This window comes from Flavobacterium azooxidireducens, from assembly GCF_023195775.1.
In the GTDB taxonomy this organism is placed as follows: Bacteria; Bacteroidota; Bacteroidia; order Flavobacteriales; family Flavobacteriaceae; genus Flavobacterium; species Flavobacterium azooxidireducens.
Genome location: NZ_CP096205.1, coordinates 2,544,562 through 2,569,715 on the forward strand (window position 1 = coordinate 2,544,562; position 25,154 = coordinate 2,569,715).

General features: G+C 31.7%; 21 protein-coding genes. 10 read left to right on the plus strand and 11 right to left on the minus strand.

The window, feature by feature from the left end:
- The first annotated feature begins 6 nt into the window (after positions 1-6).
- The 4 genes from M0M57_RS11130 (at position 7) to M0M57_RS11145 (ending at position 2,224) form a co-directional block, all read left to right on the plus strand.
- The gene (locus tag M0M57_RS11130; protein ID WP_248433102.1) at positions 7-378 is read left to right on the plus strand and encodes a group III truncated hemoglobin; all 372 of its coding nucleotides are present in this window, start codon (positions 7-9) and stop codon (positions 376-378) included.
- Positions 379-474: 96 nt separating this feature from the next.
- Positions 475-1,197 (plus strand): iron-sulfur cluster repair di-iron protein, encoded by a 723-nt coding sequence (gene ric / locus M0M57_RS11135; protein WP_248433103.1) that lies wholly within the window; start codon positions 475-477, stop codon positions 1,195-1,197.
- A gap of 83 nt (positions 1,198-1,280) precedes the next feature.
- Positions 1,281-1,721 carry a hypothetical protein gene (locus M0M57_RS11140; RefSeq protein WP_248433104.1) on the plus strand — a complete coding sequence of 147 codons (441 nt, stop codon included), beginning with the start codon at positions 1,281-1,283 and terminating at the stop codon, positions 1,719-1,721.
- 68 nt (positions 1,722-1,789) lie between these two features.
- On the plus strand, positions 1,790-2,224 hold the full coding sequence (locus M0M57_RS11145; protein ID WP_248433105.1) for an RrF2 family transcriptional regulator: 435 nt from the start codon (positions 1,790-1,792) through the stop codon (positions 2,222-2,224).
- 1 nt (position 2,225) lies between these two features.
- Here M0M57_RS11145 and M0M57_RS11150 read toward each other — a convergent pair whose 3' ends face one another.
- The 4 genes from M0M57_RS11150 to M0M57_RS11165 form a co-directional block, all read right to left on the minus strand.
- Entirely contained in the window at positions 2,226-4,028 is a 1,803-nt protein-coding gene (locus M0M57_RS11150) for a hypothetical protein (protein WP_248433106.1), read from the minus strand.
- A gap of 171 nt (positions 4,029-4,199) precedes the next feature.
- Positions 4,200-4,754, minus strand: a complete 555-nt coding sequence (locus M0M57_RS11155) for a fasciclin domain-containing protein (protein WP_248433107.1) — start codon at positions 4,752-4,754, stop codon at positions 4,200-4,202.
- An 85-nt stretch (positions 4,755-4,839) separates the two neighbouring features.
- Positions 4,840-6,054: a hypothetical protein gene (locus tag M0M57_RS11160; protein WP_248433108.1), complete on the minus strand. Its 1,215-nt coding sequence runs from the start codon at positions 6,052-6,054 to the stop codon at positions 4,840-4,842.
- Complete coding sequence (locus M0M57_RS11165) at positions 6,054-6,671, minus strand: Crp/Fnr family transcriptional regulator (RefSeq protein ID WP_248433109.1); 618 nt, start codon at positions 6,669-6,671, stop codon at positions 6,054-6,056. The genes M0M57_RS11160 and M0M57_RS11165 overlap by 1 nt, the downstream gene beginning before the upstream one ends.
- A 137-nt stretch (positions 6,672-6,808) precedes the next feature.
- On the opposite strand from M0M57_RS11165, the gene M0M57_RS11170 reads away from it, so the two are divergent.
- The 5 genes from M0M57_RS11170 to M0M57_RS11190 all read left to right on the plus strand — a co-directional run bounded on the left by M0M57_RS11170 (position 6,809) and on the right by M0M57_RS11190 (position 13,236).
- Positions 6,809-8,122: a TolC family protein gene (locus tag M0M57_RS11170; protein WP_248433110.1), complete on the plus strand. Its 1,314-nt coding sequence runs from the start codon at positions 6,809-6,811 to the stop codon at positions 8,120-8,122.
- Positions 8,123-8,219: 97 nt separating this feature from the next.
- Positions 8,220-9,299, plus strand: coding sequence for an efflux RND transporter periplasmic adaptor subunit (locus M0M57_RS11175; RefSeq protein ID WP_248433111.1), 1,080 nt, complete (start codon positions 8,220-8,222; stop codon positions 9,297-9,299).
- Positions 9,300-9,367: 68 nt separating this feature from the next.
- Positions 9,368-12,568, plus strand: a complete 3,201-nt coding sequence (locus M0M57_RS11180) for an efflux RND transporter permease subunit (protein ID WP_248433112.1) — start codon at positions 9,368-9,370, stop codon at positions 12,566-12,568.
- Positions 12,569-12,643: 75 nt separating this feature from the next.
- A complete protein-coding gene (locus M0M57_RS11185) occupies positions 12,644-12,949 on the plus strand; it encodes a hypothetical protein (RefSeq protein ID WP_248433113.1) in 306 nt (101 codons plus the stop codon).
- 98 nt (positions 12,950-13,047) lie between these two features.
- Entirely contained in the window at positions 13,048-13,236 is a 189-nt protein-coding gene (locus M0M57_RS11190) for a YgaP family membrane protein (protein ID WP_248433114.1), read from the plus strand.
- A 169-nt stretch (positions 13,237-13,405) separates the two neighbouring features.
- Here M0M57_RS11190 and M0M57_RS11195 read toward each other — a convergent pair whose 3' ends face one another.
- The 7 genes from M0M57_RS11195 to M0M57_RS11225 all read right to left on the minus strand — a co-directional run bounded on the left by M0M57_RS11195 (position 13,406) and on the right by M0M57_RS11225 (position 23,676).
- Positions 13,406-15,886, minus strand: a complete 2,481-nt coding sequence (locus M0M57_RS11195; RefSeq protein ID WP_248433115.1) for a DUF7619 domain-containing protein — start codon at positions 15,884-15,886, stop codon at positions 13,406-13,408.
- Between the two features lie 110 nt (positions 15,887-15,996).
- Positions 15,997-17,661: a GLPGLI family protein gene (locus M0M57_RS11200; RefSeq protein ID WP_248433116.1), complete on the minus strand. Its 1,665-nt coding sequence runs from the start codon at positions 17,659-17,661 to the stop codon at positions 15,997-15,999.
- A gap of 50 nt (positions 17,662-17,711) precedes the next feature.
- Positions 17,712-18,485: a LytR/AlgR family response regulator transcription factor gene (locus tag M0M57_RS11205; protein ID WP_248433117.1), complete on the minus strand. Its 774-nt coding sequence runs from the start codon at positions 18,483-18,485 to the stop codon at positions 17,712-17,714.
- Positions 18,478-19,515 carry a sensor histidine kinase gene (locus M0M57_RS11210; RefSeq protein WP_248433118.1) on the minus strand — a complete coding sequence of 346 codons (1,038 nt, stop codon included), beginning with the start codon at positions 19,513-19,515 and terminating at the stop codon, positions 18,478-18,480. The genes M0M57_RS11205 and M0M57_RS11210 overlap by 8 nt, the downstream gene beginning before the upstream one ends.
- Before the next feature lie 65 nt (positions 19,516-19,580).
- Positions 19,581-20,330 (minus strand): hypothetical protein, encoded by a 750-nt coding sequence (locus M0M57_RS11215; protein WP_248433119.1) that lies wholly within the window; start codon positions 20,328-20,330, stop codon positions 19,581-19,583.
- 125 nt (positions 20,331-20,455) lie between these two features.
- Complete coding sequence (locus tag M0M57_RS11220) at positions 20,456-20,842, minus strand: response regulator (protein WP_248433120.1); 387 nt, start codon at positions 20,840-20,842, stop codon at positions 20,456-20,458.
- On the minus strand, positions 20,839-23,676 hold the full coding sequence (locus M0M57_RS11225) for a PAS domain S-box protein (RefSeq protein WP_248433121.1): 2,838 nt from the start codon (positions 23,674-23,676) through the stop codon (positions 20,839-20,841). The genes M0M57_RS11220 and M0M57_RS11225 overlap by 4 nt, the downstream gene beginning before the upstream one ends.
- 701 nt (positions 23,677-24,377) lie before the next feature.
- Here M0M57_RS11225 and M0M57_RS11230 point away from each other — a divergent pair.
- Positions 24,378-24,887, plus strand: a complete 510-nt coding sequence (locus M0M57_RS11230; RefSeq protein ID WP_248433122.1) for a hypothetical protein — start codon at positions 24,378-24,380, stop codon at positions 24,885-24,887.
- Positions 24,888-25,154: the final 267 nt, after the last annotated feature.

Here is a 25,154-nt window from a genome sequence, read left to right on the forward strand (position 1 = left end):
ATTGTGATGAAAAAAGATATACACAACCGAAATGACATTGTCAAATTAGTGGATACGTTTTACGAAAAAATAAAAACAGATCAAGTAATTGGTTTTTTGTTTAATGAAATTGCTCAAATTAATTGGGAAAATCATTTGCCTAAAATGTATGATTTCTGGGAAAACGTATTGTTTTTTACCGGAAACTTCGACGGAAATCCGATGCAAAAACACAAAGAATTGCATAACAAATGTCCGCTTTCGCGTACTCATTTTAATCATTGGAATGAAGTTTTCAGAAAAACAGTAGACGAACTTTTTGTAGGTGAAAAAGCCGAAGAAATTAAAATGAGAGCCAAGAATATTTCGGATGTAATTATGTATAAAACCATTCAATAATTAAAATTCGAAAAAAAAGCTTACTATGATTTGAGTCATAAATAGGAGGTTGTAAAGCTTTTATCTTTGATAAATAATTTAAAAAAATAACTTCCAATGAATACATTAGAACAATTAACCGTTGGCGAATATGTTGCCAACGACTTTAGAACGGCAGCTTTATTTTCTAAATATGGAATCGATTTTTGTTGCAAAGGCAATCGAACTTTAGAAGAAGTTTGCATCAAAAAAAATATTAATCCGGCTGATTTAGAGAATGAAATTAACTCTGTTTTAGAATCAAAAAACGATAATGCAATTGACTTTAAATCATGGTCACCCACATTACTAATCGATTATATCATAGAGAAACACCATTCGTATGTTGAAGAAAAATCAGTAGTATTGCTTCAGTTTTTAGACAAATTATGCAAAGTACATGGCGAACGTCATCCGGAACTTTTTGAAATCAATTCTTTGTTCAAAATGAGTGCGGGAGATTTAGCTCAACACATGAAAAAAGAAGAATTAATCCTTTTCCCGTTCATCCAAAAAATGGTAAAAGCACAAAAAGATAATCAACCCATTCAAGAACCACATTTTGGCACAGTTGAAAATCCAATTGCGATGATGAAAGATGAACATTCAATTGAAGGTGAACGATTTGATAAGATTGCCACTCTCACAGATGGATTTACACCACCCGAAGATGCTTGTTCTACCTACAAAGTTACCTATCAAATGCTAAAAGAGTTTGAACAAGATTTACACAAACATATTCATCTGGAAAATAATATTTTGTTTCTAAAAGCAATTGAATTACAATTACAATTTCAATAAAAAATAGCGATCTACGAACCCTAATAACTGAAATTTGGCTGCTTATTAAAGGCAGTCAATTTTCAATTTATAAATAGTAAAACATGAAAATAGCATTTCAATTTGTAATAATTCTATTTGTTATAGGATTGCATTCTTGTCAACAAAAGGACAATCAAAAAGGAACTGTAGAAAAAACAGAAGTTGAACAAGAAGATGATTTTCAATTCTCAACAGTTTCCTTAAATGAAGGTCAATTATGGGAAGCTAATGCAGAAACAACCCAAGGCATCAAAAACATGCAACAATTAATTGCAGATTACTCAACTGAAAACGGAAATACGGAAGAATTAATTACAAATTTACAAGCTGAATTTGTTATGATATTTAAAAAATGTACAATGACTGGTGAAGCTCACGAGCAACTGCACAATTATTTAATTCCATTAAAATTCAAAATAGAAAATTTTTCAGAGGGAAAAATTGATAAAAATAGTGATGATATTGAAAAGTATTTAAAAGATTATTTCAATTATTTTCAATAATTATCAATCGATGAATTAAGAAGCCTGTATTTGTCAATAATTAATTAATATTGCATAAAATAGCAATCATGTTTTCAAAGTCGTGTGAATATGCCATAAAAGCCGCAATTTTTATTGCAATTAATTCTTTATTGGATAGGAAAGTAGGCTCTGTTGACATTGCAAAAGAAATTAATTCTCCCGAAGCTTTTACCGCCAAAATTCTTCAAAAACTATCAAAAGATGGCATAATTCATTCTGTAAGAGGAGTTAATGGAGGTTTTTTTATTCCAAAAAAATTAATTTCTGAAATTAAATTAGCTCAAATTGTCTTCGCTATTGATGGCGATGTTGCGTTCAAAGGTTGCGGATTAGGCATGGAAAAATGCAATGCAAATCATCCTTGTCCCTTACATGAAAAATTTATGTCTATTCGTAATGACCTAAGGCAAATGCTGGAAACCACAAATTTGGAAGAATTGGCAGTGGGTTTAAAATCCGGTGAAACTTTTTTAAAGCAATAAGTTAAAGCACTACTTCTTTTTCATTTTCTAGTTCCAATTCAAAATGGTTTAATTCTTCAATCATTTTATTTTGAAATTCATTAAAATAGAGTGTGTTTTCAAATAAATTTTTATAATAAGCTATTCCATTTAAAAGATTCAATTTAAACTGATTCACTTTTTTTTGTTGTTGGGCAGAAGCTTCTTCTAAAACATCGATTTCATTTTTAAAATAATTTACATATAAAGAAAGTTCTTTAATAAAAAAGTGTGGTCGGTTTGCAGCTACTAGTTCGTTTGTTTTTCCATAAATATGTTGCACCATTTGAAATAAAGAAACTTCCTTGTCAAAATAGGCTAAGTTTGGTCCCGGACAAATCACAACGCCTTGCGACTGACCTTTAATTGGTATTCCTAAATCTAAATAACCGGCATTGGCCAAACCAACACAAAGACACGATTTTTCAGTAATTTGGTTGAATTCTTTTTGAAATTGTTCTAGAGAAATTTCATTTTTACGATCATTCAATTCATCTAATTTGATATCCTGGTATTTTTTAGAAGCGGTGCAACTTCCGGTAGGATCATATTCTTTACTCAAGGCCAAAAACTTTTTAGGACATGAACTTCCGGCTTTTTCTGCGATGATTCGTTGTGTTTTAAAAAAGTCGTTTGTTGTTCCTCTCACCGTATTAAATGGCACACCTAAAGGAGAAATATTACTTAAATAGAAATCAGACTCTTTCGCATTTGCCAATAAATCACGCGTTTCCTGATCTACCGAGGTGGCTTCCGGAACTAATAAAAAAGGTGAACCCCAACCTACTGAATCTACTTGATAATAATCCAGCAAAAATTGATGTTCTTCTGCTGTTCCAACTCCACCTTGAACTGTAATTTTTAAGGGTAGAGGTTGTTCCGGAACTACTTTTTCTTTGGCTAAGAGAGCTTTGTTGAGCAAATCGGTAGTTGATTGAATTAATTCTGATTTTTTTTGTTTGAATTCTTCCAAAATCGGACCTAACAAAAACCCATCGGTTGCAAAGGCATGACCGCCGCAATTCAGCCCGGATTCTATTCTATATTCGGATACCCAAATTCCTTTTTTTGCCAATAAATTACCCTGAATCAAAGCAGAACGGTAATCACTTACTTTTAAAATAATTTTCTTGTTCAATTTTCCTTCCAACGAAGGAAAGAAAACATCAAACTGTTCCATATAACTGAACAATCTCGGATTCATTCCGGCAGAAAGTACAAGTGAAGAAGTTACAGTGCTGTTCGCAAATCCTCTTAAAGCGGCATGAGCATCATTAAATTCAACGGGCAATTGTTCCTTTTTATCAAAATTATCTTTGTCTAATTTGGTCATGATGTTTACATCAATACTGCCTGGAAACAAATTTTTTTCTAAAAAGTTTTTGAGCTGTGTTGGACAAGAAATTCCTTCGGATAAAAATGTATCTAATTTGATTTTTAATTCCGATTTAGTTGGTAACATAGCAATAAAATGTTCCAAACTGGTTTTACTGTTGGCTAATTCTAATTTGTATTGTTCAAATTTTTCTTTTACAACTGTATCCACTAGGTTTAAGTAGGATGTGATTCTTATGGCACGATAATCATGCATTTTTTTTGAAATCTCTTGATAAGGAATTTGAAATTTTTTAGCGTAAAAAGCGTTCATTTTTTCAATTAGTTCGTCATCTGCTATAGAAATAACAGAATCAATTCCGTATTGAGCCACACGAATTGGGCTGTCAATTGTAAAGGCTAATCCCATAACTGGAATGTGGAAGGTATGTGTTGGAGAATGAGTTGTCATTAAATAATGTTTTTAGTATAAAGTCACAAAGATGCTTTTTGTATAAAGAGTAGAATATGATTTTAATCATGTTCATTCATTTTTAACATAACTATAATTACCATTACAAAAAAAAGCGTGAATACGACCATTCATGCTTTTTACGAATTAATAATTAAAATAGAAAAAAAATTATTTAGGCAATAAAACATCACCAATAACATGAATAATTCCATTTGATGTTGGAATACTGGCAACAATTTCAGAACCATTTACAAACGTTTTATCACCTTGTTTAGTAATTTTAACTTTTCCACCATAAACCATGTCAAATTCTTGATCGTTTTGCATGTATTCGGCCTTTAAAACGCCAACATAGGTGTGATACCCTAATATGTTTTCTAAATCTCCCTTTTTTTCAGGTTTTAATAAGCCTTCTACAGTTCCTTTAGGAAGTTTATCAAAAGCAGAATTGGTAGGAGCAAAAACGGTAAACGGTCCCGCATTGCTCAAGGCATCAACTAAACTTGCGGCTTGAACAGCAGCTACTAATGTAGAATGGTCTTTACTTCCCACCGCAACTTGCACAATATTTGGGTTAGAAACATCGTCTTGAACACCGGATTGACCCACACTTAAATCCACACCATTTTCTGGAGTAGCAGTTGGAGGAGTTTCATTGTTTTGCTTACAACTTAACACCAGTATAGAACCGGCTAAAACGAGAAGTTGAATTGTTTTTTTCATAATTAGAGTTCTTTAAAATTTCTGAATCAAAGTTCATGGTTTTAACAAATCTATTTTATGAGTGAAATCATAAGAACGTACTTTTTTAGACTTTTTTTTGATTAAAAAACACGATTCCTGAGATACCGGTTAATAAAACAATTGCTGAAACAAAAAGCAATTCATTGGCATATGGAATCAATACATATTCAAATGAAAATATTCCCTGAAGGGCTAATAAAAATTCATTTAAAAATACACCAATGATAAAAATTACCAAGAAAAACATTGTCTTGGTAGAACGATAAATTAATTCGTTTGTGTATAAATAAGTGAGTAAAAAACCGGAAATAATGGCTAATAAAACTAAATGAAGATAAGCAATAACGATAGGTCGAAATCCAAAAGCCAGCTTGCTTAATACAGGAAAAACAGATCCAAATTGCAATAGTAATTTGAGTGTTACACAAAAAGCAATTCCTTTAAATAAAACCTTTAAAAAAACTGATATGCGTTGATTTATCTTGAAAATTGAAAATGATAATTTTACTAATTTAAACCATGCTATAACTTGAATAATTGCTGAAATTACTGCTAAACTATAAACCCAAGCGGGTAATTTTAACCACAAGACAGATAATAAATAGGCGGGCAGGCAACTCAACGCAAAAAGTTTGAAAATAATAGCATTTTCTCTGACAATTAAATGATTGGTTTGTAATAAACTCATGAATAATCCTGTGCAAGCAAACCAAAACCAACCGTTATATTGAAAATGCAAATAGAAATAAATGGAAGATAAATAAAAATCCTGCGGCACATTTTTGGTCGCCATCATATAGGCCAAAGCAAAAGTACCAATTGATGAAATTATACCAAAAAACAAGGAAGCTAAAAACCATTTTTTACTTAAAGAATGGGTGGGAATTTCTTTAGAATCTTTATAAAACCAAACGGCAAACCAAACAAATACAAAAATACTGATGGTAGAAAATAAGATAGAAACAAAGCCATAACCTTGAACTATAAAACTAATTAGCATAACATATGCTCCAATTATATTCACCCAAAAAAGAATGTTGTATTTTGAAATTTTTGATTCTGAAGTATATTGAGACAAATACCTTACCATTAAAACCATCAACAATTGTGTAACCCAACCAGAAAATGCAAAATGAGAATGAGCGTGCTGAATGTTTTTTTGAGCTAAAAATGGTAATTCAAAAGCTATTTTATAACGCATTAGAGTTCCTAAAAGAGCGACAATAAATAAACTGAAAAGTGAAATTTTTATCCAATAGGTTAGGCTTATCTTTTTCATTAAAAATATAGTTTGTGCTTGTCAATATTTACTTTTTTTGTTTTATTCATTTCAGAAAGTGTGCGAATTACAGTTTCAACCCGTAAACCTGTAAAATCGGCAATCTCTTGTCTAGTATACGGAATAAGTTGTTTTTCTGAACAACAAAGTTGGTTTTGTTTTTTATAATTCTCTAAGAATGATTTTATGCGATGTTCCGGTTTTTGATTGATAATTTGTTTACTTGAAACAGTTTTATCATAAATTCGTTTCGCCATTAGTTCCAAAAAAGATAACTTCACTGAAGGATAATCTTCTAATATTTTCATTAATTTTTCTTTTGAAAGTTTGATGATAATACTGTCTTGGGATGCTATGGCAGTTGTTGGATATACTTCATTTATAAACAACGGTGGTTCACCAAAACTATTTCCTTCACAAAAAACACCTTGCGTAAATTCTTTACCTTCATCATTCGAATTATACATACGAACGGAACCTTCTATAATTTGATAATAAAATAAAGCCAAATCATCTTCATAAAAAATGACATCGTTTTTTTTATATTTTTTGGCGATAGCACCCCAAGTAAAAAGTAAATCTATGTCAACTTGCATCGCAATTTTAATTAAAGACACAAATATCTTTAATTAAAAAACGAATAAAAATGATAAATGTCATAAATAGGATTGTAACCTATGTTACACAGTAACAAATGTTACTGCACACCGATTTTTGTCGACTTAATTTTGCGTCATAAATAAGAAATAATATAATGAAGCAATTAAAAAATAGTCTTACAATCGTGATGATCATAGTGGTGCTATCCGCTTTTGGTCAAGATACTTTAAAATTATCCAAAACCGATTTATCAACCAAATTGACAGAACAAAACTTGCAACTCAAAATTTCAAATCAAACGTTTGAATCGGCTCGTTCGGATTACCGTCAATCGAATGCACTTTTTTTGCCGAGTATTTCTGCTTCGCATACGGCAATTTCTACCAATAATCCGTTGATGGCTTTTGGTTCAAAATTAAATCAGGAAATTTTAACGCAAGCCGATTTTAATCCCGCTTTGTTGAATGATCCTAGCCAAGTGCAGAATTATGCAACCAAAATTGAAATGCTTCAACCCATTTTTAATGCCGATGGTTTATATGAAAGAAAAGCGGCCAAATCAAAAATGGAAGCCTATCAATTGCAAACAGAACGCACCAAAGAATATTTAGAATTGGAAGTAAACAAAGCCTTTATGCAACTTCAATTGGCTTACAAAGCAGTTGAGGTTTTAGAAAAAGCGAATTCTACTTCACAAGCCAATCTGAATTTGGTCAACAATTATTTCAAACAAGGAATGCTTCAAAAAACAGATGTGTTAGATGTGCAAGTGCGTGTGAATGAAATTGCCAATCAATTAACTTACGCCAAAAGTAATGTGCGAAATGCATCTGATTATTTGGCTTTTTTATTGAACGAAGATACCAAAGGCGGAATTTATAAACCGGTTGAAAATTTAGAAAACGAAATCAATCCAATAGTTGAAAATGCTCAATTATCAACATCAAGAAAAGATTTTTTAGCCATGGAAAAATCAACTGAAGCCTATAAAAATATGATGACTTCCGGAAGAATGAGTTTTTTACCTCGTTTGAATGCTTTTGGAACGTATGAATTATACGACACCGAAATCTTTCAATTTGGAGCAAATGGATACACAGTCGGAGCACAATTGTCTTGGAATGTATTTGACGGATACAAATCCATCGGAAAATTTGAAAAATCAAAAGTAGAATTTCAGAAAGCTGAAACCGAGGCAGAACAATACAAAAAACAAAGTCAGCTGGAATTGAACAAAACCAATCGTCAATTGGCCGATGCTCAAAACAAAGTAACACTTTCTAAATTAGCTTTTGAACAAACACAAGAAAGTTTCCGAATACGCCAAAATCGTTTTGCTCAAGGTTTAGAAAAAACTTCCGATTTATTGATGACAGAAACACAAACGGCTCAAAAGGAATTGGAATACTTACAAGCGGTTTTTGAATACAATTTCACCAAAATGTATATAGAATTTTTAACAAAATAATCATAGTAGGAACACGGATTTGAGAAATTTTAAAAATTTTAAAAATTTCTTAAATCTGTGTTCTAGAAAAAAAACATTAAAAAATAAATTCAACCTTATGAAAATTAAAATAACAATCTTATCCTTTTTGGCAGCTGCATTCCTTTTTTCCTGCGGAAGCGACCAAAGAGAAGTTAAAACATTACCTACCATTGCAGTTAAAGTAAATAGTTCAGTTGAAAATACATCCAGTCCATTTGTAACAGCAAGCGGTAAAATTGAAGCCGAAAACAGTGCCAATGTAAGTACAAGAATGATGGGTTATGTAACTAAAGTTCATGTGAAAGTGGGACAAAAAGTGGGTTCTGGACAACTGTTGGTAAGTATCAATAATACAGATTTACAAGCCAAAAAAGCACAAGTAGATGCTTCCATTTTGCAAGCAACAGCCGGATATAATAATGCTAAAAAAGACTACGATCGTTTTGTAAACTTGTTTAGTCAACAAAGTGCTTCCCAAAAAGAATTAGACGATATGACCGCTCGTTTTGAAATGGCAAAAGCTGGTTTAGAAGGTGCCAAACAAATGCGAAACGAAGTCATGGCTCAATTTAATTATGCCAATATCACAGCACCATTTAGCGGAGTTGTTACAAATACTTTTATAAAAGAAGGCGACATGGCCAATCCGGGAATGCCGTTAGTGAGTGTGGAAGGTTCTGGGAAATTACAAGTAACCGCTATGGTTTCTGAAACTGATATTTCAAAAATTAAACAAGGAATGCCGGTTTCAATCATCATCAAATCAATGAATAAAAAAGTAGCCGGAAAAGTGTCGGAAGTGAGTTTATCAGCCAAAAACACTGGTGGACAATATTTAGTGAAAGTCAATTTAGATGAAATGGATAAAACCATTCTTTCCGGAATGTTTGTCAACGTGCAATTTCCAATTGAAAAAATTGTTGATTCAAAAGAAGATTCAGAACAAGTTTTAGTTCCCGAATCGGCATTAGTAAAACAAGGTCAGCTCACCGGAATTTATACAGTTGCCAACAATACCGCTATTTTAAGATGGTTAAGAATCGGAAAAACCTATGGCAATAAAGTCGAAGTACTTTCCGGATTATCCTCCAAAGAACCGTATATCGTTTCAGCAGAAGGTAAATTGTTTAACGGAGCAAAAGTTCAAATTAATTAATCAATTGTTCAATTAGCCGATTAGTCAATTGTCACATTGACACATTGACAAATTAACACATTAAAATTATGCAAGAAGGTATCTCAGGCAAAATTGCCAATTTCTTTATCAATTCCAAACTAACCATTTTATTGATGGTGGCCTTGATGGTGATTGGCGTATATAGTTCGTTCTTAATTCCAAGAGAAGAAGAACCACAAATTAATGTTCCAATGGCCGATGTAATGATTGGTTATCCGGGAGCAACACCGGCAGAAGTGGAAAGTCGAGTGATTAAACCGTTGGAGAAAGTTTTATCAAACATTAAAGGAGTTGAACATTTGCACAGCATGGCAATGAATGGTCAAGCCATGATTATTGTTCAGTTTTATGTAGGCGAAGACATTGAGCGTTCGTATGTGAAATTGTATGACGAATTAGCCAAACACGAACATATTTTTCCGCAAGGTGTTTATAAACCTATGGTAAAAACGCGTTCAATCGACGATGTTCCAATGTTAGGATTAACATTATGGAGTGAAAAATACGATGATTTTGAAATTCGACAATTGGCAGAAGAAGTTACTTCGGAAATTGAAAAAGTAAAAGATGTAGCTATTACCAAAGAAATTGGCGGACGAACCCGTGAATTAAAAGTTATTTTAGATAAAGATAAAATGGCCGAAAACAAAGTGGATGCGTTGGGAATTATGCAAATGATTCAAGCCAACAACGGTTCTTCGCAATCGGGAAGCTTTGTGCAAAATGACACGGAATATCTAATCACTACCGGAAAATTTTTATCCAATGCCGAAGATGTTGAAAATTTGGTGGTGGGAATAAATCAAAATATGCCGGTTTATTTAAAACAAGTGGCTTCCATACAAGACGGACCTTCCACAGCTCGGAGTTATGTTTCGTTTGGCTATGGAAAAGCGAATGAAAAGTTTACCAATAAGCCAAGCGAATATCCTGCCGTTACTATTTCTGTTGGAAAAGTAAAAGGTGCCGATGCAATGAAAATATCGGATAAAATCCTTGAACGAGTTGAACAACTCAAAACTAATTTAATTCCCGATGATGTGCATGTGGAAGTTACTCGAAATTATGGGGAAACGGCTTCACACAAAGTAGGCGAGTTGTTATTGCATTTGGGTGTTGCCATCTTGGCTGTAACCATATTAGTGATGTTAGCCATGGGCTGGAGAGGCGGATTAGTAGTTTTCTTTTCCGTTCCGTTGACTTTTGCACTGACTTTATTCAGTTATTATTTATTAGGTTATACGTTGAATAGAATTACGCTTTTTGCCCTTGTTTTTGTGGTAGGAATTGTGGTCGACGACAGTATCATCATTGCCGAAAACATGCACCGCCATTTCAAAATGAAGCGATTACCATTTAAACAAGCTGCCATTTATGCGATAAATGAAGTAGGAAACCCAACCATTTTAGCCACATTCACCGTCATTGCGGCGATTCTTCCGATGGCTTTTGTATCCGGAATGATGGGACCTTATATGAGTCCGATGCCGATTGGAGCTTCCATTGCCATGATTTTATCGTTGTTTGTGGCATTAACTGTGACACCTTATTTAGGTTATCATTTATTAAGAGAAAAAGATGAACAAGAACACAAAGAAGAACAAGGTTTAGAAACTTCTCGTATTTATAAAATTTACAACAAATTAGAGCGTCCGTTTTTAGAAAGTTCTAAGAAAAGAATGGTGATGTTGGGAATTACAACGGTATTGCTAATCGGCTCGGTATTGATGTTTTTTACCAAATCGGTGGCCGTGAAAATGTTGCCTTTTGATAATAAAAATGAATTTCAGGTGGTCATTGATATGCCGGAAGGAACCACCTTGGAAAGAACAGCAGCCGTTACTAAAGAAATTGCTCAGTATTTGTCAACTGTGCCGGAAGTTGTAGATTATCAAAATTATATTGGAGCTTCTGCACCGATAACATTCAACGGATTAGTGCGTCATTACGATTTGCGTGGCGGAAGCAATATGGCCGATATTCAAGTGAATTTATTACACAAAGAAGACCGTGATTTACAAAGTCATGACATTGCCAAAATCGTTCGTCCGGAAGTGCAAAAAATTGCCAAAAAATATGGTGCGAATGTAAAAATAATTGAAGTTCCACCCGGACCACCTGTTCTTTCTACGTTGGTAGCAGAAATTTATGGACCTGATTATAAAGAGCAAATTAAAGTGGCTCATCACGTAAAAACCATCTTAGAAAACACTACTGATATTGTAGATATTGATTGGATGGTGGAAGATGCCCAAACCGAATATAAATTGGAAGTTGACAAAGAAAAAGCGATGCTGAACGGAATTGCTCCGCAACAAGTGGTGGGTAATTTAACGTATTTGTTACGTGAAATGCCTGTTTCCAATTTGTATGATGAACGTTCTAACAATCCGGTGGGTATTGTTTTATCACTAAGCGACCAAGATAAAACGTCGTTGCAAGACATTCAAAACCTAAAAATTAAAGGAGCACAGGGCAATGTCGTTCCGGTAAGCGATTTAGTAAAAGTGACCGAAAGTACTTTGCAAAACACTATTTACCGTAAAGATCAAAAAAGAGTGGTGTATGTAACAGCTGATATGGCGGGAGATTTAGAAAGTCCGGTATATGCCATTTTGGGAATGGAAGAAAAATTGAAACAAATTACGTTACCAAAAGGCTATTCTGTAAATGAATTATACATGGAACAACCTTCCGACGAAAGTAATTTCACCGTAAAATGGGATGGTGAATGGCAGATTACCTTAGAAGTTTTCCGTGATTTAGGTGTGGCTTTCTTAGTCGTAATTTTGGTAATTTATATGTTAATTGTAGGTTGGTTTCAAAACTTTAAAACGCCGATTGTGATGATGTTAGCCATTCCACTTTCGCTGGTTGGAATTGTGCTAGGTCATTGGTTGTTGGGAGCTTTCTTCACAGCCACATCTTTTATCGGAATGATTGCTTTGGCAGGAGTAATGGTGAGAAATTCCGTCTTATTAATCGACTTCATCGAAATTAGATTAAACGACGGAATAGAACTAAAACAAGCCATCATTGAAGCAGGAGCTGTTCGAACCACACCAATTTTACTAACCACAGGAGCTGTTGTAATTGGAGCATCGATTATCCTATTTGACCCTATTTTCCAAGGATTAGCGATTTCATTAGTAGCCGGAGCAATTGTTTCTACGTTGTTAACTTTAATTGTAGTTCCGTTGATTTATTACATCACCGAACGCAAAAAATGGCAGAAGAATAGTGATTAGTGATTAGTCCTTAGTGAATAGTAATTAGTGAAATCTCAGAACCTTAATACCTCAGAACCTTAGCACCTCAAAAACATGAAACTAGTATTAATAACCGCTGTTCATTCTTTCAAACGAGAGATACAGCATTTGCTCAAACAATCCGGTGTAAAAACCTATTCGTATCGAGACGTAACCGGATTCAAAGATTTGTCCGAAGAAGCCTTAGCATCCAATTGGTTTGGAAGTGAAGTAAACGAAAACGAATCCATCGCATTTTATGCTTTTGTTCCGGTTGAAAATTTGGATAAATTATACCAATTAATTCTAACATTTAACCAAGAATTAGAAACCAAATCAAAAGTTCATTTAGCAACGTTTAGCATCGAAAAATTTATATAAAAGGCACTAAGGTGATGAGGAACAAAGGAACTAAGTTATAAATTTAGCATCCAAAACCTCAGAACTTTAGAGCCTCAGAACCTTAGAACCTTAAAAAAATGAAAAACAGAATCGTACGCGGTATAGCAGGAACATTTATCCTCACCAGCATTTTATTAGCCATTTATTTAAACATCAATTGGTTATGGTTCACTGCATTTGTGGGAGCCAATTTGCTACAATCATCGTTAACAAAATGGTGTTTGATGGATGATATTTTAACCAAAGTATTTAAGGTAAAAGACTAAGTACCTGTGGTCTTTTATCAACAAGAACCCTATTCAAGATGTTTAGGGTTTTTTCATGTTTAAAAATAATTTTTGTTTTAGTTATTTTTGAATCTGAATAATTTGAAAATGAGAAGTTTAACCTGTAAAATCCTCATTATAATCTTATGTTAGAATAATTGGAATCTGTTTATTCTTTAATAAATCTAGTATTTGAAGTTCCTAAATTCGTATTCACTTTTACAAAGTAATTTCCTGTTCGTAATCTTGATACATCTATTTTTGAAACATCATTTGGAATGGCTAAAACTATTTGTCCCAATTGGTTGTAGATTTCAATAGAGTGAATAGAAATAGTGTTCTTAGAATGTAAATTCAAAACATCTTTCACAGGATTAGGATGTAAAGTGAAATATGTTCCAAAATCAAAGTCTTTTATGCTTAAAATCTGAATAGTGGTTGTAAAAGTATTAGTAGTAATTGGAAAATTATAATCAAAATAAATGTTGACCTCATTACTAAAAGAATCACCAACTTCTAAATCTGATTTAGTTTTAATTTTAAAAACTATAAAGCCATCATTAGTAGCATCATCAAACGGTAAATTGATTCCTTCAAAAATAAACTCAACTTTATTTCCACTAATTCTGGTGAAAAAATCGTGACTTGAATGCAAAGGAATTAAGGAGGTACTATCAAATTTTGCTAAATCAATCATGTCTTTTATCACTATGTTTTCTGCGTGATAATTTCCGGTATTTTCAAACCGAATAACATAATGAACGTATTGACCAATCACATCTACATTAACAATAGTTCCTTCTATACAAGTTTTATCATTTGGATCATAAGAACCCACAACAATTTGCTGTAAACCAGAAGAATTATCAAATGGATGTTCGTCTGTAGAAAATGGTGTTATCGTTGCTTTGTAGATTAGCATATCTCCAATATTCACTGCCGGAACTTCTGTCGGACTATTTAAGTTAAATACAACATCAATTAATCTGACTTCATTGGGTTGTAAATTGGTGAAACTCCATTCTAATGTATTATCTGTTTGAACTGAAAAAATAGGATTTGATGAAACTAAATCTAATTCAAGATTTTGATAGTAAGTTAATAATACAGATCCATTTTCTACTTGATTCCCCTTATTCTTATAAAAAATTTTGTAATGAGCATCAAAACCCGGACGAGCAGGTGTTGTAGGAATAAAAACAACCTCTACATCATGATGAATACCATTTGGAGTAATACAAAAATCTTGAGATAAAGGACTTGTTTGTGTTGGAAAATCAACGATAAAACTTGCTGGATTTATAGTAAAATAGGTTGGATTTTCTAAAATAGGCGTAATAGTATAACTACCTTCTTGAAGTGGAAAAAAATATTCTCCGTTATTATTTGAGATAAATGTTCCTGAGTTATTTTCATCAGAAATTGATAAATTTAGGTGTGGAAAATTTTCATCAGAAGAATCACAACCATTTATATTAAAATCAAATTTTGTTTCACCATTGACTGTAAAATACTCTCCTCCAAGATTGAAATTACAATAGGTTCCAACATTACAATTTTGGATGGAATAAATATCTAAATAAGTAGTAGCAATACTTTCTTCATCTTCATCAACACAAAGGTAAGTTAGGTTTGTATTGTTTTGAATATTGAATAAATGATTATAGCTACTAAATACGTTATTTGAGCCATTTTTTATATTTAGATAATTTAAATTTAAATTGTTTGAACAATTCAAATTATATAAGTTAGTAGAATTTGAAAAATCAAGTGAAACCAAGTTATTGTTTTGACAATGAAACACTCTTAACGAATATAAAGTAGATAAATCAAGATTGGTTAAGTTATTGTTTTGAACATATAATTCCATAATATTATTTGCCTCAGGTAATAATAAGGTAGATAAATTATTGTTGGTTAAATAAATTTGCCAAAGATCTTCAGTTTGAGTTAAATTTAAATCTTCTAAATTAGTATCATTTATATAAAGAAATCGCAAATGATTGCTATTAATAGATATATTTGTTAAAGGTGTGTTTGAAATATCTATTCGAAATAATATGTGCGAATTTGATAAATCAAGTGAACTGATATTGTTATTACCAGTGCTGAGTTCATATAATTGAGAAGCATTTGAAAGATCTAAAATGGTTAAATTATTTTCAAAACAGTTCAAGTTTTGAATACTGTTTGGAATAATTAATGAATTTAGAGGATTGAAACTACATGATAAATAACCTAAATTAGTAAGATTTTCAATATTTAATGAATTCAATAAATTGTAATCGATAGTTAGAACTCCTAAACTTGTAGGTAAAGAATTAATTGTAGTAATTGAATTAAAACTTACATCTAAATGTCTTAAGTTAGAAAAGTACTCAATTCCTTCAACAGAATTTATTTTTAAATTTTCATCACAATATTCACAAGACAAATATAAAACAGCAATCTGTTGAGCTTCTTCTAATTCAATTTCTCCATTATTATTTAAATCTATCGATGTTACATTATTACTTAAATCATATGCCATATGATTGCTATTATTGGCACTCAATAATATTGATTTCAAATTATCATCAGGAAAATTCACAACTTGAGCTTGACTTATAAAACTGATTGTTAGGCATATTATAAAGTATAATTTCTTCATTTTATGAATTATTTAAAAACTCAAAAATAAACTATTAAATTAAATAATTTCAATTTTTGAAAAGATAGAGTTTACGTAAATTAAAAAATAAAATTGATATACAAACATGTTTACTCTTCCAATTCCCCCAACAATATCCCAGAAACATTCCAAGCACTAAAACTGCCACCTTCCGGCAATCCTTGAGGAATTTGAACGCGAAGTGTGTGTTTACCTGCTGATAAATCACCCAAATCAATTAACATTGGATTTGTTACCGTACCCGGACACCAATTGGAGCGACTGTAATCAGATGACGATAAACCATTGTCAAAATTACCCGAAGCCGGATTAAACAACCTGTACGAACCGCAATCTTGTCGCCAAGGGATAAAAGAAAAAGCTAGTTGCTCGTTTAAGTAGATGCTATTTTTTTTAGGCACAAATTCATCGCCGTTTTCCCAGCCGCCATGCCCTGTGGTAATGTAGCGAAGTTGTGCGTTTTTGATTGTTTTATCCAGTGTAAAAGTCACTTCCAACCCTTTTTCATTGGAGAACATGGTAGCATATTCTTGTCGGCCCATTTCCATTACATTTGTAGTATTAAAAAGAGGTAAAGCAAAAGTCTTTTTTTTACTTTCGTTTTCTTGTGGATGAATTGTAATTTCGGCAGAAACGCTGTGACCGCCTTGATCATAATTACCAATAAAAGCTCCAACCCACATTTCTTGTCCGCTCAAAACAGGTTGTAATTCAGAAATGTCTTGACGATACGGAACTTCGTTATACCATGTTTTATCTTTTAATGAAATATGATTGTACTGTTTAATTCCAAAAGGCGTAAAAAATCGCATTAACTCTGTTAATGGCTGATAATCATCTTTTAAAACAACACCTTGATAGGTTTTTCCATTTCCGTTTTGATAAATGGGCAAAGTGTTGATACCATTTTTTAAACCATTAAAAAATGTATTTTCAGCATTTGCAGGAATTACAAATAATGAACCGGTTCGATCATAAGCATCTCCCGTAGAATTCGTTTTTAATTCGACAAAAATTGGACTTCCGTTTTTAATTGTTGGAAATTTCATTTTTCGTAAAATCACTGTTCCATTGGCAAATCGCAAAATACTATCATTTGATTTCGATTGATCTGAAAAGTTGATAGTTTCGTTTTCAAAAACAGAAAGTGTAATAAAACGGCTTTTCCAAAGTAAGTCACGATAGGTTAATCCGTCTGAAAAATTTGCTTTTGGAAGTGTAATTCCAGAAGGAAACTTTTTTAGTTTTTCAATTTTGGTTGCGGTAATAACAAAGTTGTCGTTGCGATTCATTTCTAAAACCAATCCTAAATTCTGACCCAAAACGGTGGGAGCACCTTGTATGTTCAGATCTTTAGTATACCATAATTCAATAGTGTTAGAGTTGATGATAGTCTTTGCTTTTTGACATTTATAACCTAAAATGGTTTTGGTTTCATTGAGCAATTCTAACGTTTGTTTTCCTAAAGCTAATGAATCTTTTGTAGCAATGAATTTGTTTTGATTGAATTGAGCCGATTGAATGATGCTTTGTTTACCTCTATCAATATAAGTTTGTTCTAAAGGAAAATCATTTTTACCTGAAAAAATTCCCACCGAAGTTACCAATGTTAAAGATGAATTGGTAAAAACTAAAATTGGATCTTGGTTTTCAATTTTGGATCCGTTGCTCCATTTTTCGTAGGTGATTTTATAAGATTGTCCGCTTGACGGAAAAAAAATTAGTATAAAGAAGCAAAAAAGTAATTTTTTCATGTATCCGTTTTTTTATTGAATGAAAACTAAAAGTGTAAAGTTAATACTATCTATTGTTCAATCCAATTTCGGAATGAAGCAGTAGTACTTTGACTGGTAATAAGATGATTTTTTTGAAATTGTAACTTTATTGCCAACGTGTTTTTGTTATATCGCTCAATACTATCAATAAATAATTTGTGTACAATTTCACTTCGGTTAATCCTGAAAAAATGTTCAGGATCAAGTTGATTTTCAATTTCTTTTAGTGTGGAGACAGTTAATAAATGGCTTTTATTTTCTCTATCAACAGCAATTACAACTCCATCCTCTGCTTTAAAATATTGAATTTGTGTAGTTTCAATAAAATAAGTAACTTTTGAAGTATTTACTGCAAATCTCTTTTTAAAACTTTTATCGCTTGTTTGAAAGGAAGAAATAAGTTTGTTAATGGTTGAGGTGAGTTCTGTTTGTTCTTGTTTAGAATTGCGAAGTAGAAGAAACTTATCCCATGCTTTTTTGAAACGATCTGATGAAAACGGTTTCAATAAATAATCGATGCCATTACTTTCAAAAGCATCCATCAAAAATTGGTTATAAGCTGTGGTAAAAATTATTGGACAAATGATATTTACTTCTTCATAAATGGCAAAAGCATTTCCATCTAATAATTCAATATCCGACAGAATTAAATCAATTTTAGGCGATGTTTTAAAAAAAATAATTGCTTCTTCAACCGTTGTTAATTCAGCAATAATGTTAACTTTTTCAGTTACTTCGTCTAAAAAGCGATTGAGCTTTCTTCTAGCTGGAGCTTCATCTTCTACAATAACTACGTTAATCATTTTTGATGGTTTGAATGATGGGTAAAATTACTGAAAACAATTCATTGGTCCTTTTGATCTCAATTTTTTTGTTTGAAAGCAAATGATATTGTTCTTTTAGATTTCTAAGTGCTTTTCCTGAAGTTGTTTTTGGATTTCTTTTTTCGTTGATGTTGTTAGAAACCGTTACTAAATCATCAATTTTTATGTTTATTATAATAGGATTATTTGATGTTCCTAAATTGTGTTGAATTGCATTTTCCAAAAGAAGCTGCAGTGTTAGCGGAACAATAAAACCTTTTGGGTTTTCAGTTTTAATGATTTTTAATTGGTAAACTTCTCCATATTTGTGTTGCATTAGTTTAAAATAACGTTCGGCAAATAAAATTTCTTCTTCAACAGCAACCACTCGTTGGTCTGTAGATGTTAGAACATAACGATAAATTTCGGCAAATTCATTTAAAAAATCGGAAGCTTGCTGTTTATCTTCTTCAATTAATTGATCTAACACATTGAGGTTATTAAACAAAAAATGAGGATTAAGTTGTGTTTTAAGTTGATTAATCTTGCTTTCAGAAAGAGCTTGATTATAATGTGAAATTTTTTCCTGATTAAATTTATTTCTTTGATAATAATGATAAGCTAAAAAGAAACTACCGTATATAAAAGCATCCATCAAATTTGACAAAAAGCTATAAATTAGTGTGGTTGAGTTGAAATTTTTTTCAACAGTATTAAAAACAGCTGCAATAAGAAAACTTAAGAGGTTTAGAAAGAGTAAGTATAGTATCAACGAAAAACCAAAAATTTTAAAGGTTTCCTTCAAACGAAATTCTGTTTCCTTTTGCCATTTTTTCAGTAAAAAAGTCAATATAAAAAACAAAAAGCAAGCATTGATAAGTGTTCCAACGGCAGCTTCTGGTGTTAATATATACCAACTAAATTCTCCCCGAACCCAAAGCCGAATTTGTATAGAATGAACATAGGCAAACAACAAAATGAATAGTAAAAAATAGCGATGTTGTTTTAGTTTATTGAGAAGGTTTTTCATAAAATCAGTTTCTGAAAATACAAAAATAGTCCTATAAGTGATATAGGACTATTTTAGGCGAGAAATTATTTGGAGGAATTATCAGGAAAAGAAGCGATAACCGTTCCTTTATCATCAAAAAAATCAAGTTTAGCTTTGTTCTCTTTGTCAACATAAAACATGGCTTTAGGCATTCCTTTATCATCAAAAAGAAATAAACCATTGTTTTGACTTCTCGATTGACCGAGCATGATTCGTGGTGCTCCTCCAATTAGCCCTTGAGCTTCATATTCTTGTAGCTTTTTTTGAGCTTCAGCAGGGTTTTTTTGACGTAAAGCTTCAATTTCCATACTAATTTCATGATTTCTTTGTTGTGTTTCCTTGGCCGGCCGGTCGTTAAAAACCAAACTACTGGTTACTCTGCGTTTTTCACCTTCGGTATAATCTTGTGTGAGCAATTGCATCACTTGATCGCCATCATACTGATCATACGTGAGTGATAAGCCTGAGCTATGACCATTCCCTTTTTTCTGTCCGTCATAAATAAATCCACCACATTCAATGCCGTCTTCATTAAAAAAGAGCATTCCGGAACGTTTTTTACGGTTTACGTTTGTTGGACGATTGTTGATGGTATCTTTTCCATTTGGAAACCGACCCACATTGGTGATAATCATTTTTACAGTTCCGTCCGGTTCAATAATGTTAATGCGTTCTACATCAATTTCATTAAACCGTTGGTTTCCGGTTTGGTTGAACGCCATAAAGGATAGGAATACTACAATACAAGCTGAGGCCGTTGCAAAGGATCTTAAAAATACTAGTTCTCTTTTCATCTTATTCTGTTTTTAGGATTAATTTCTAAAGCAAAATTATTGTGCTAACAGCAAGATTGAAAACAGAAAATGACCAACTAAGGAATAATCAGAATGAATGAAAGAAAATAGTAGTTGAATTGTACTTATGCTAAAATACTTTTCAATGTTTCAATAGTCAACGGTTTAGAGATAAAGCCTTTAATTTCAGAATAGGTGTTCGCTTTGTCTTTATCTATTTGAGAAATTGATGAACTTACGATGTAAATTTCAATTCCGGAAAGCAAAGTATTTTCAAACTTGCAGTATTCATCCATAAATTCCCAACCATTCATTACAGGCATCTCAATATCCAATAAAATAATTTGGGGCAATGAAGAGTTATTTTCTAACATATTGGTTAAAAATTGAATGGCCGTATAGCCATTTTTCTCTACATAAATCGTTTCTGCCAAATCAAGTTTTTCAATGATTTTATGCGAAATCGTTCGGTATATTGGATCGTTATCAATAATTAAAACTGATTTTTTCATTTGAAATAAATTTTAAAAATAGTTTCATTTTTTGAACTTTCTACTTGCACTTTTCCATTCAAGGCTTCAATCTGAGATTTTGCTATAAATAGTCCAAAACCATGGTTTATATCTGTATCATTTTCCGGTGATTGAAAGAGACTGAAAATTTTATCACTATTTCTGTCAATATTTAAACCGTTTCCTAAATCTTTTATTTCTAATACAACATAATTATTTTCTAAATAAGATGCAATTTCGATGTTTGGAATTGTTTTTAAATCTTTATTCTTCAAAATATAAATCATGAAATTCATTATAATATTATCAAGATACAGTTTATTATGATGAATAACTAAATTATTGACGAGAAGGTTTTTAATTTTTGCTTTTCTTAAAGTGATGATGTTATCTAAGTTAGAAAGTACACTTTCAACCGCCAGTTTAAGCTGAATTTTTTGCTTCTCTATGTTTATGTTTGTATAAATACTTGTTATTTCGTTTAAGTGATGAACAGAATCATCCAAGTCACTTGAAACAACTTTAAGCATGTCTAAAAGTTCTTCACGATCTTTTGGTTTTTGCGTTATTTCCAATAAGTTGATAATGGATTGGATGTTGCTTGTATGCGATCGCAAATTGTGTGATACGATATGCGAAAAATTAAAAATGCGTCGGTTTTGTTCTGTTACAATATCTAATGATTGATAAAGATTGGTTTCAATTTGTTTGGCTTGCGTAATATCTATTATAACACCTCTAATTAGTTTTTTCTTTGTTCTTTTGTTTTTAAGGTAGTTGATAATTCCTCTCACCCAAATAGTTTGTCCTTTGGCAGAAATCATGCGGTATTCAAGATCTAAATAGTTGTTTTTACTATTCAGAGATTTAATATGTGTTAAAACAGCTGTTTGATCTTCTGGAGCAATATGTTCTTCCCAAAATGAATTATGAAGCATAATATCTTCTTTAGAATAGCCTAAAATGGTTTCAACTTTATCACTAATAAAACTGAATTTTCCATTTTCTTGATTAAATTCCCACACAATTCCATCAATAGAATTAATGAGTTCGTTGAGTTTTTTCTCAGACTCTTCTAATTTGCTCAATGCTATAACTCGTTCGCTTATATCTTCGGTTGTAATAATTACACGTTCCAGCGATTCTTCATAACCGGAAATTACATTCCATTGCAGATGAATATATTTTTCAGTTCCTTTTTGCGTTTTAACTTTAGTTGTGGTTTCAAAAGAAGATTTGTTTTTGCAAATTACAACAATTTGTTTTTTTACGGTTTGTAATGATTCATCTGTTAGCATGGATTGAAAATTATCAATCAATTCAGCTTTGTTTTCGGCTTCATGAAGAGTGAGACATCGCTGGTTCATATTGATAATTCGAATCCGTTTAACGCACTCTGTAATTATTTCGGGATGTTCGATGATATATTCTTCAATCTCCTTTTTGGTTTTACCAATTAAATCAATAGAAATAAGGTAATTTTTTACTTCCGAAAAATCTTCTTCCCATAGCGGAATAGGTGAATCGTCAAACAAACTTTTTAAACGTTTATTACTTTCTATAATTTGATTTTCACCTTTTTTCTTTTCAGTAATGTCTTCAATTATTGCAATGTTTACAGAAGAGGAAACGGTAGAAACAATTAAGTTTACCCAAATTTCACGATTATCTTTGGCTCGCAATCTGATTTCGATGGTATAATCCTCAATTTCTCCTGATTTTAAAAGTTGTTCTTTTTCTTGAACTAGAATATTATCGCATTCCTGAGTAATTTCCGTTAATGTTTTGGTTTTTAATTCTTTTGCAGAATACCCTAACATGTTTGCAAAATGGTCGTTAACCGTATCAAATTGTTGTTGTTGCACACAAATTTTGGCTATACCAACAGCAGCTTTGTCAAAAATAGTTTTAAAGAGACTTTCGGTTTTAATGATTTCCTTTGCTTGCAAATTAACTAATCGGATAAGTTGTGCCGGTCGTTTTAAAATAAAATAAGCAAATAAACCGGAAACAATTGATAACAAAAATGCAAGTAGGAGTGAAGGAAGTAATTCTGCTAAAAGTTGGTTTTTTTTCTTATCAATAATATAGAGTTTCCAATCTTCATCATTGATATTGACAACTTTAAAATTAGTGTCTTTAATTTCTGTTTTATTTTCAAAAAAGAATTCTTCTTTTTTTGTAGCGTGGTTATATTTAGATAATTGGAAAGAGTATTGTTTTGATTGAATTTGTTCAATTCCTGACGCCTTAATTAAGCTTTCTATCCGAATTACAACCGCCGAAAATCCCCAAAATTCATTATTATTAAAAATTGGAAGACGACCAATAATACCAATTCCGCCTTGCTTTAATTCGATTGGACCGGCAAAAAACATTTTTCGTTTGCTAATCGCTTTTAAAGCTTCACTGCGAATAATTGGATTGATAGTGGTGTCTAAAATATTAAAACCAACAACGCTTTCATTGCCTTTGAGCGGATATACATGGGTTATAATTCCATTGGGGACCAGCTGAACCAAATCGATAGTTGGGTTTTGTTTTATTATTTCTTCGGCAACTTTTTCAAAATTGCGAGGTTTATTTTCGCGGTCAATCGTTAAGGCCAACGTTAAATTAGCTGTATAAGAATTATTTAATGATTGCTGAATATTTTTTTGAGCAATAGAAAGCAAACTACTCATTTCATTTTGCCTATTTTTTATGATAATTTCAGATCTTAAATAGGAAATAAACAAACCAAAACACAAGACCAAAACATAAATCAGTAAACCACCGAGTTTTGGATTTATTTTAACCTTCGAAACCAAACTGTTTGAAGCGTAGGTATTCATTCTATTTGTATTTTAAGTTTTTAGTTGAGCTTTGGAGGCTTTTTAAATTCGGTGCAAAATTAACTCTATTAATTCGTTTTGTCTCTGTAATTCAGTTAGTTGTGATAACTTTATGAGCTGTTTAATCAATTCATTTCTATAATCAACAACGCTTTTTGAGCAAATAAATCTTGTTCATTAACCATCTTTAAAAGCAATTTTTAGTTGTTTTAACAATTGTAAATTATTTATGTATAACGTTTTCGTAAACGGCGTTGTTTGAATAGAATGAATAAAAAAAGAACCCTTTAAGTCAATGAGACCAAAGGATGCAAAGCATGATGAGTTTAAGTAATTGATAAACAGTCGTAAAGAAGAAATCTTTAGGATAGTATAATATAATTCATGAGCATAGCTATGCTCTTTTTTGTAAAGAGTTGTCAAGTTTTTAGTAATTTGGGTACTGCAAACGTAACCATTTTTAACAGAATTTTAAATAAAAAAATATAATAAAATGTTAAATAAAAATTCGACTTTATGCTTTTCGTCGACAATGTAGGTGTATTCGCCGATAAGTGTTACAAATATAACAGTTAATGTTAAAATGTAATACAAATATAACAATCAGTGTTTTTGAAACTTTTCTACTTTTGTAATAGTTTTTACAAAATGTATGATTTTTTTGTATTTATAAGATGTAAATTTAGAAAACCGACACAACTATGAGCAGATTAGACAAATTAAATGCCTTACCAATTTATCAAAAAGCAGAAGATATTCTAAAAATGATAAACGGATTGTTAGAAACCATTCCGGAAGAAGATGATTTTTTAAGCCACACAAAATACATGATGCGAGATGATATTGCCATCATTTGTGCCAAAATAGCCGGAGCCGAAGGTGGCGATGAATACACCATTCGCATGCAAAATGCAGCTATTATTCGTGATTATGCCATGCATTTATATGTGCAAGTGGGGAGCCTTCGCTTTCATAAAAATTTTAAAGACAAAGATTTTGTTACCCTAATCCGAAAAGAAATAGACGAATTTAGAAACCTATTTATCAATTGGGTTGCCGGATTTGATAAAAACAATCATTATTGGGATGAGTGGGAACTCTTTAACCCGCCGGGAGCTATTCCGCCCGATCCAAATGCTTATAACGATCCAATTAATTTTGATGATTTTTTTGACGATTTTAATGAAGATAATTTGGATGAGGAGGAATGAAAAAAATCAATTTTAATGTATTAATATGACATTTTATATTCTTGTTTTCTACTTCCTAATAGAGAAAGTGTGGAGTTAATTACTTAAAGGATTCAAAGGGCGGAGGTACAAGCGAGGTAAAAATTTATTTTTTTGATTGCTAATTTCTGTAAATGCTATTATGAGCAAATTAATACTTTAAGTAAGTTGAATTAGGAAATTTAAAAATTTAATTTTTAACTATTTTGTTTCGATTTTTTCATTAATTTTAATAAACTAACAAAGTAT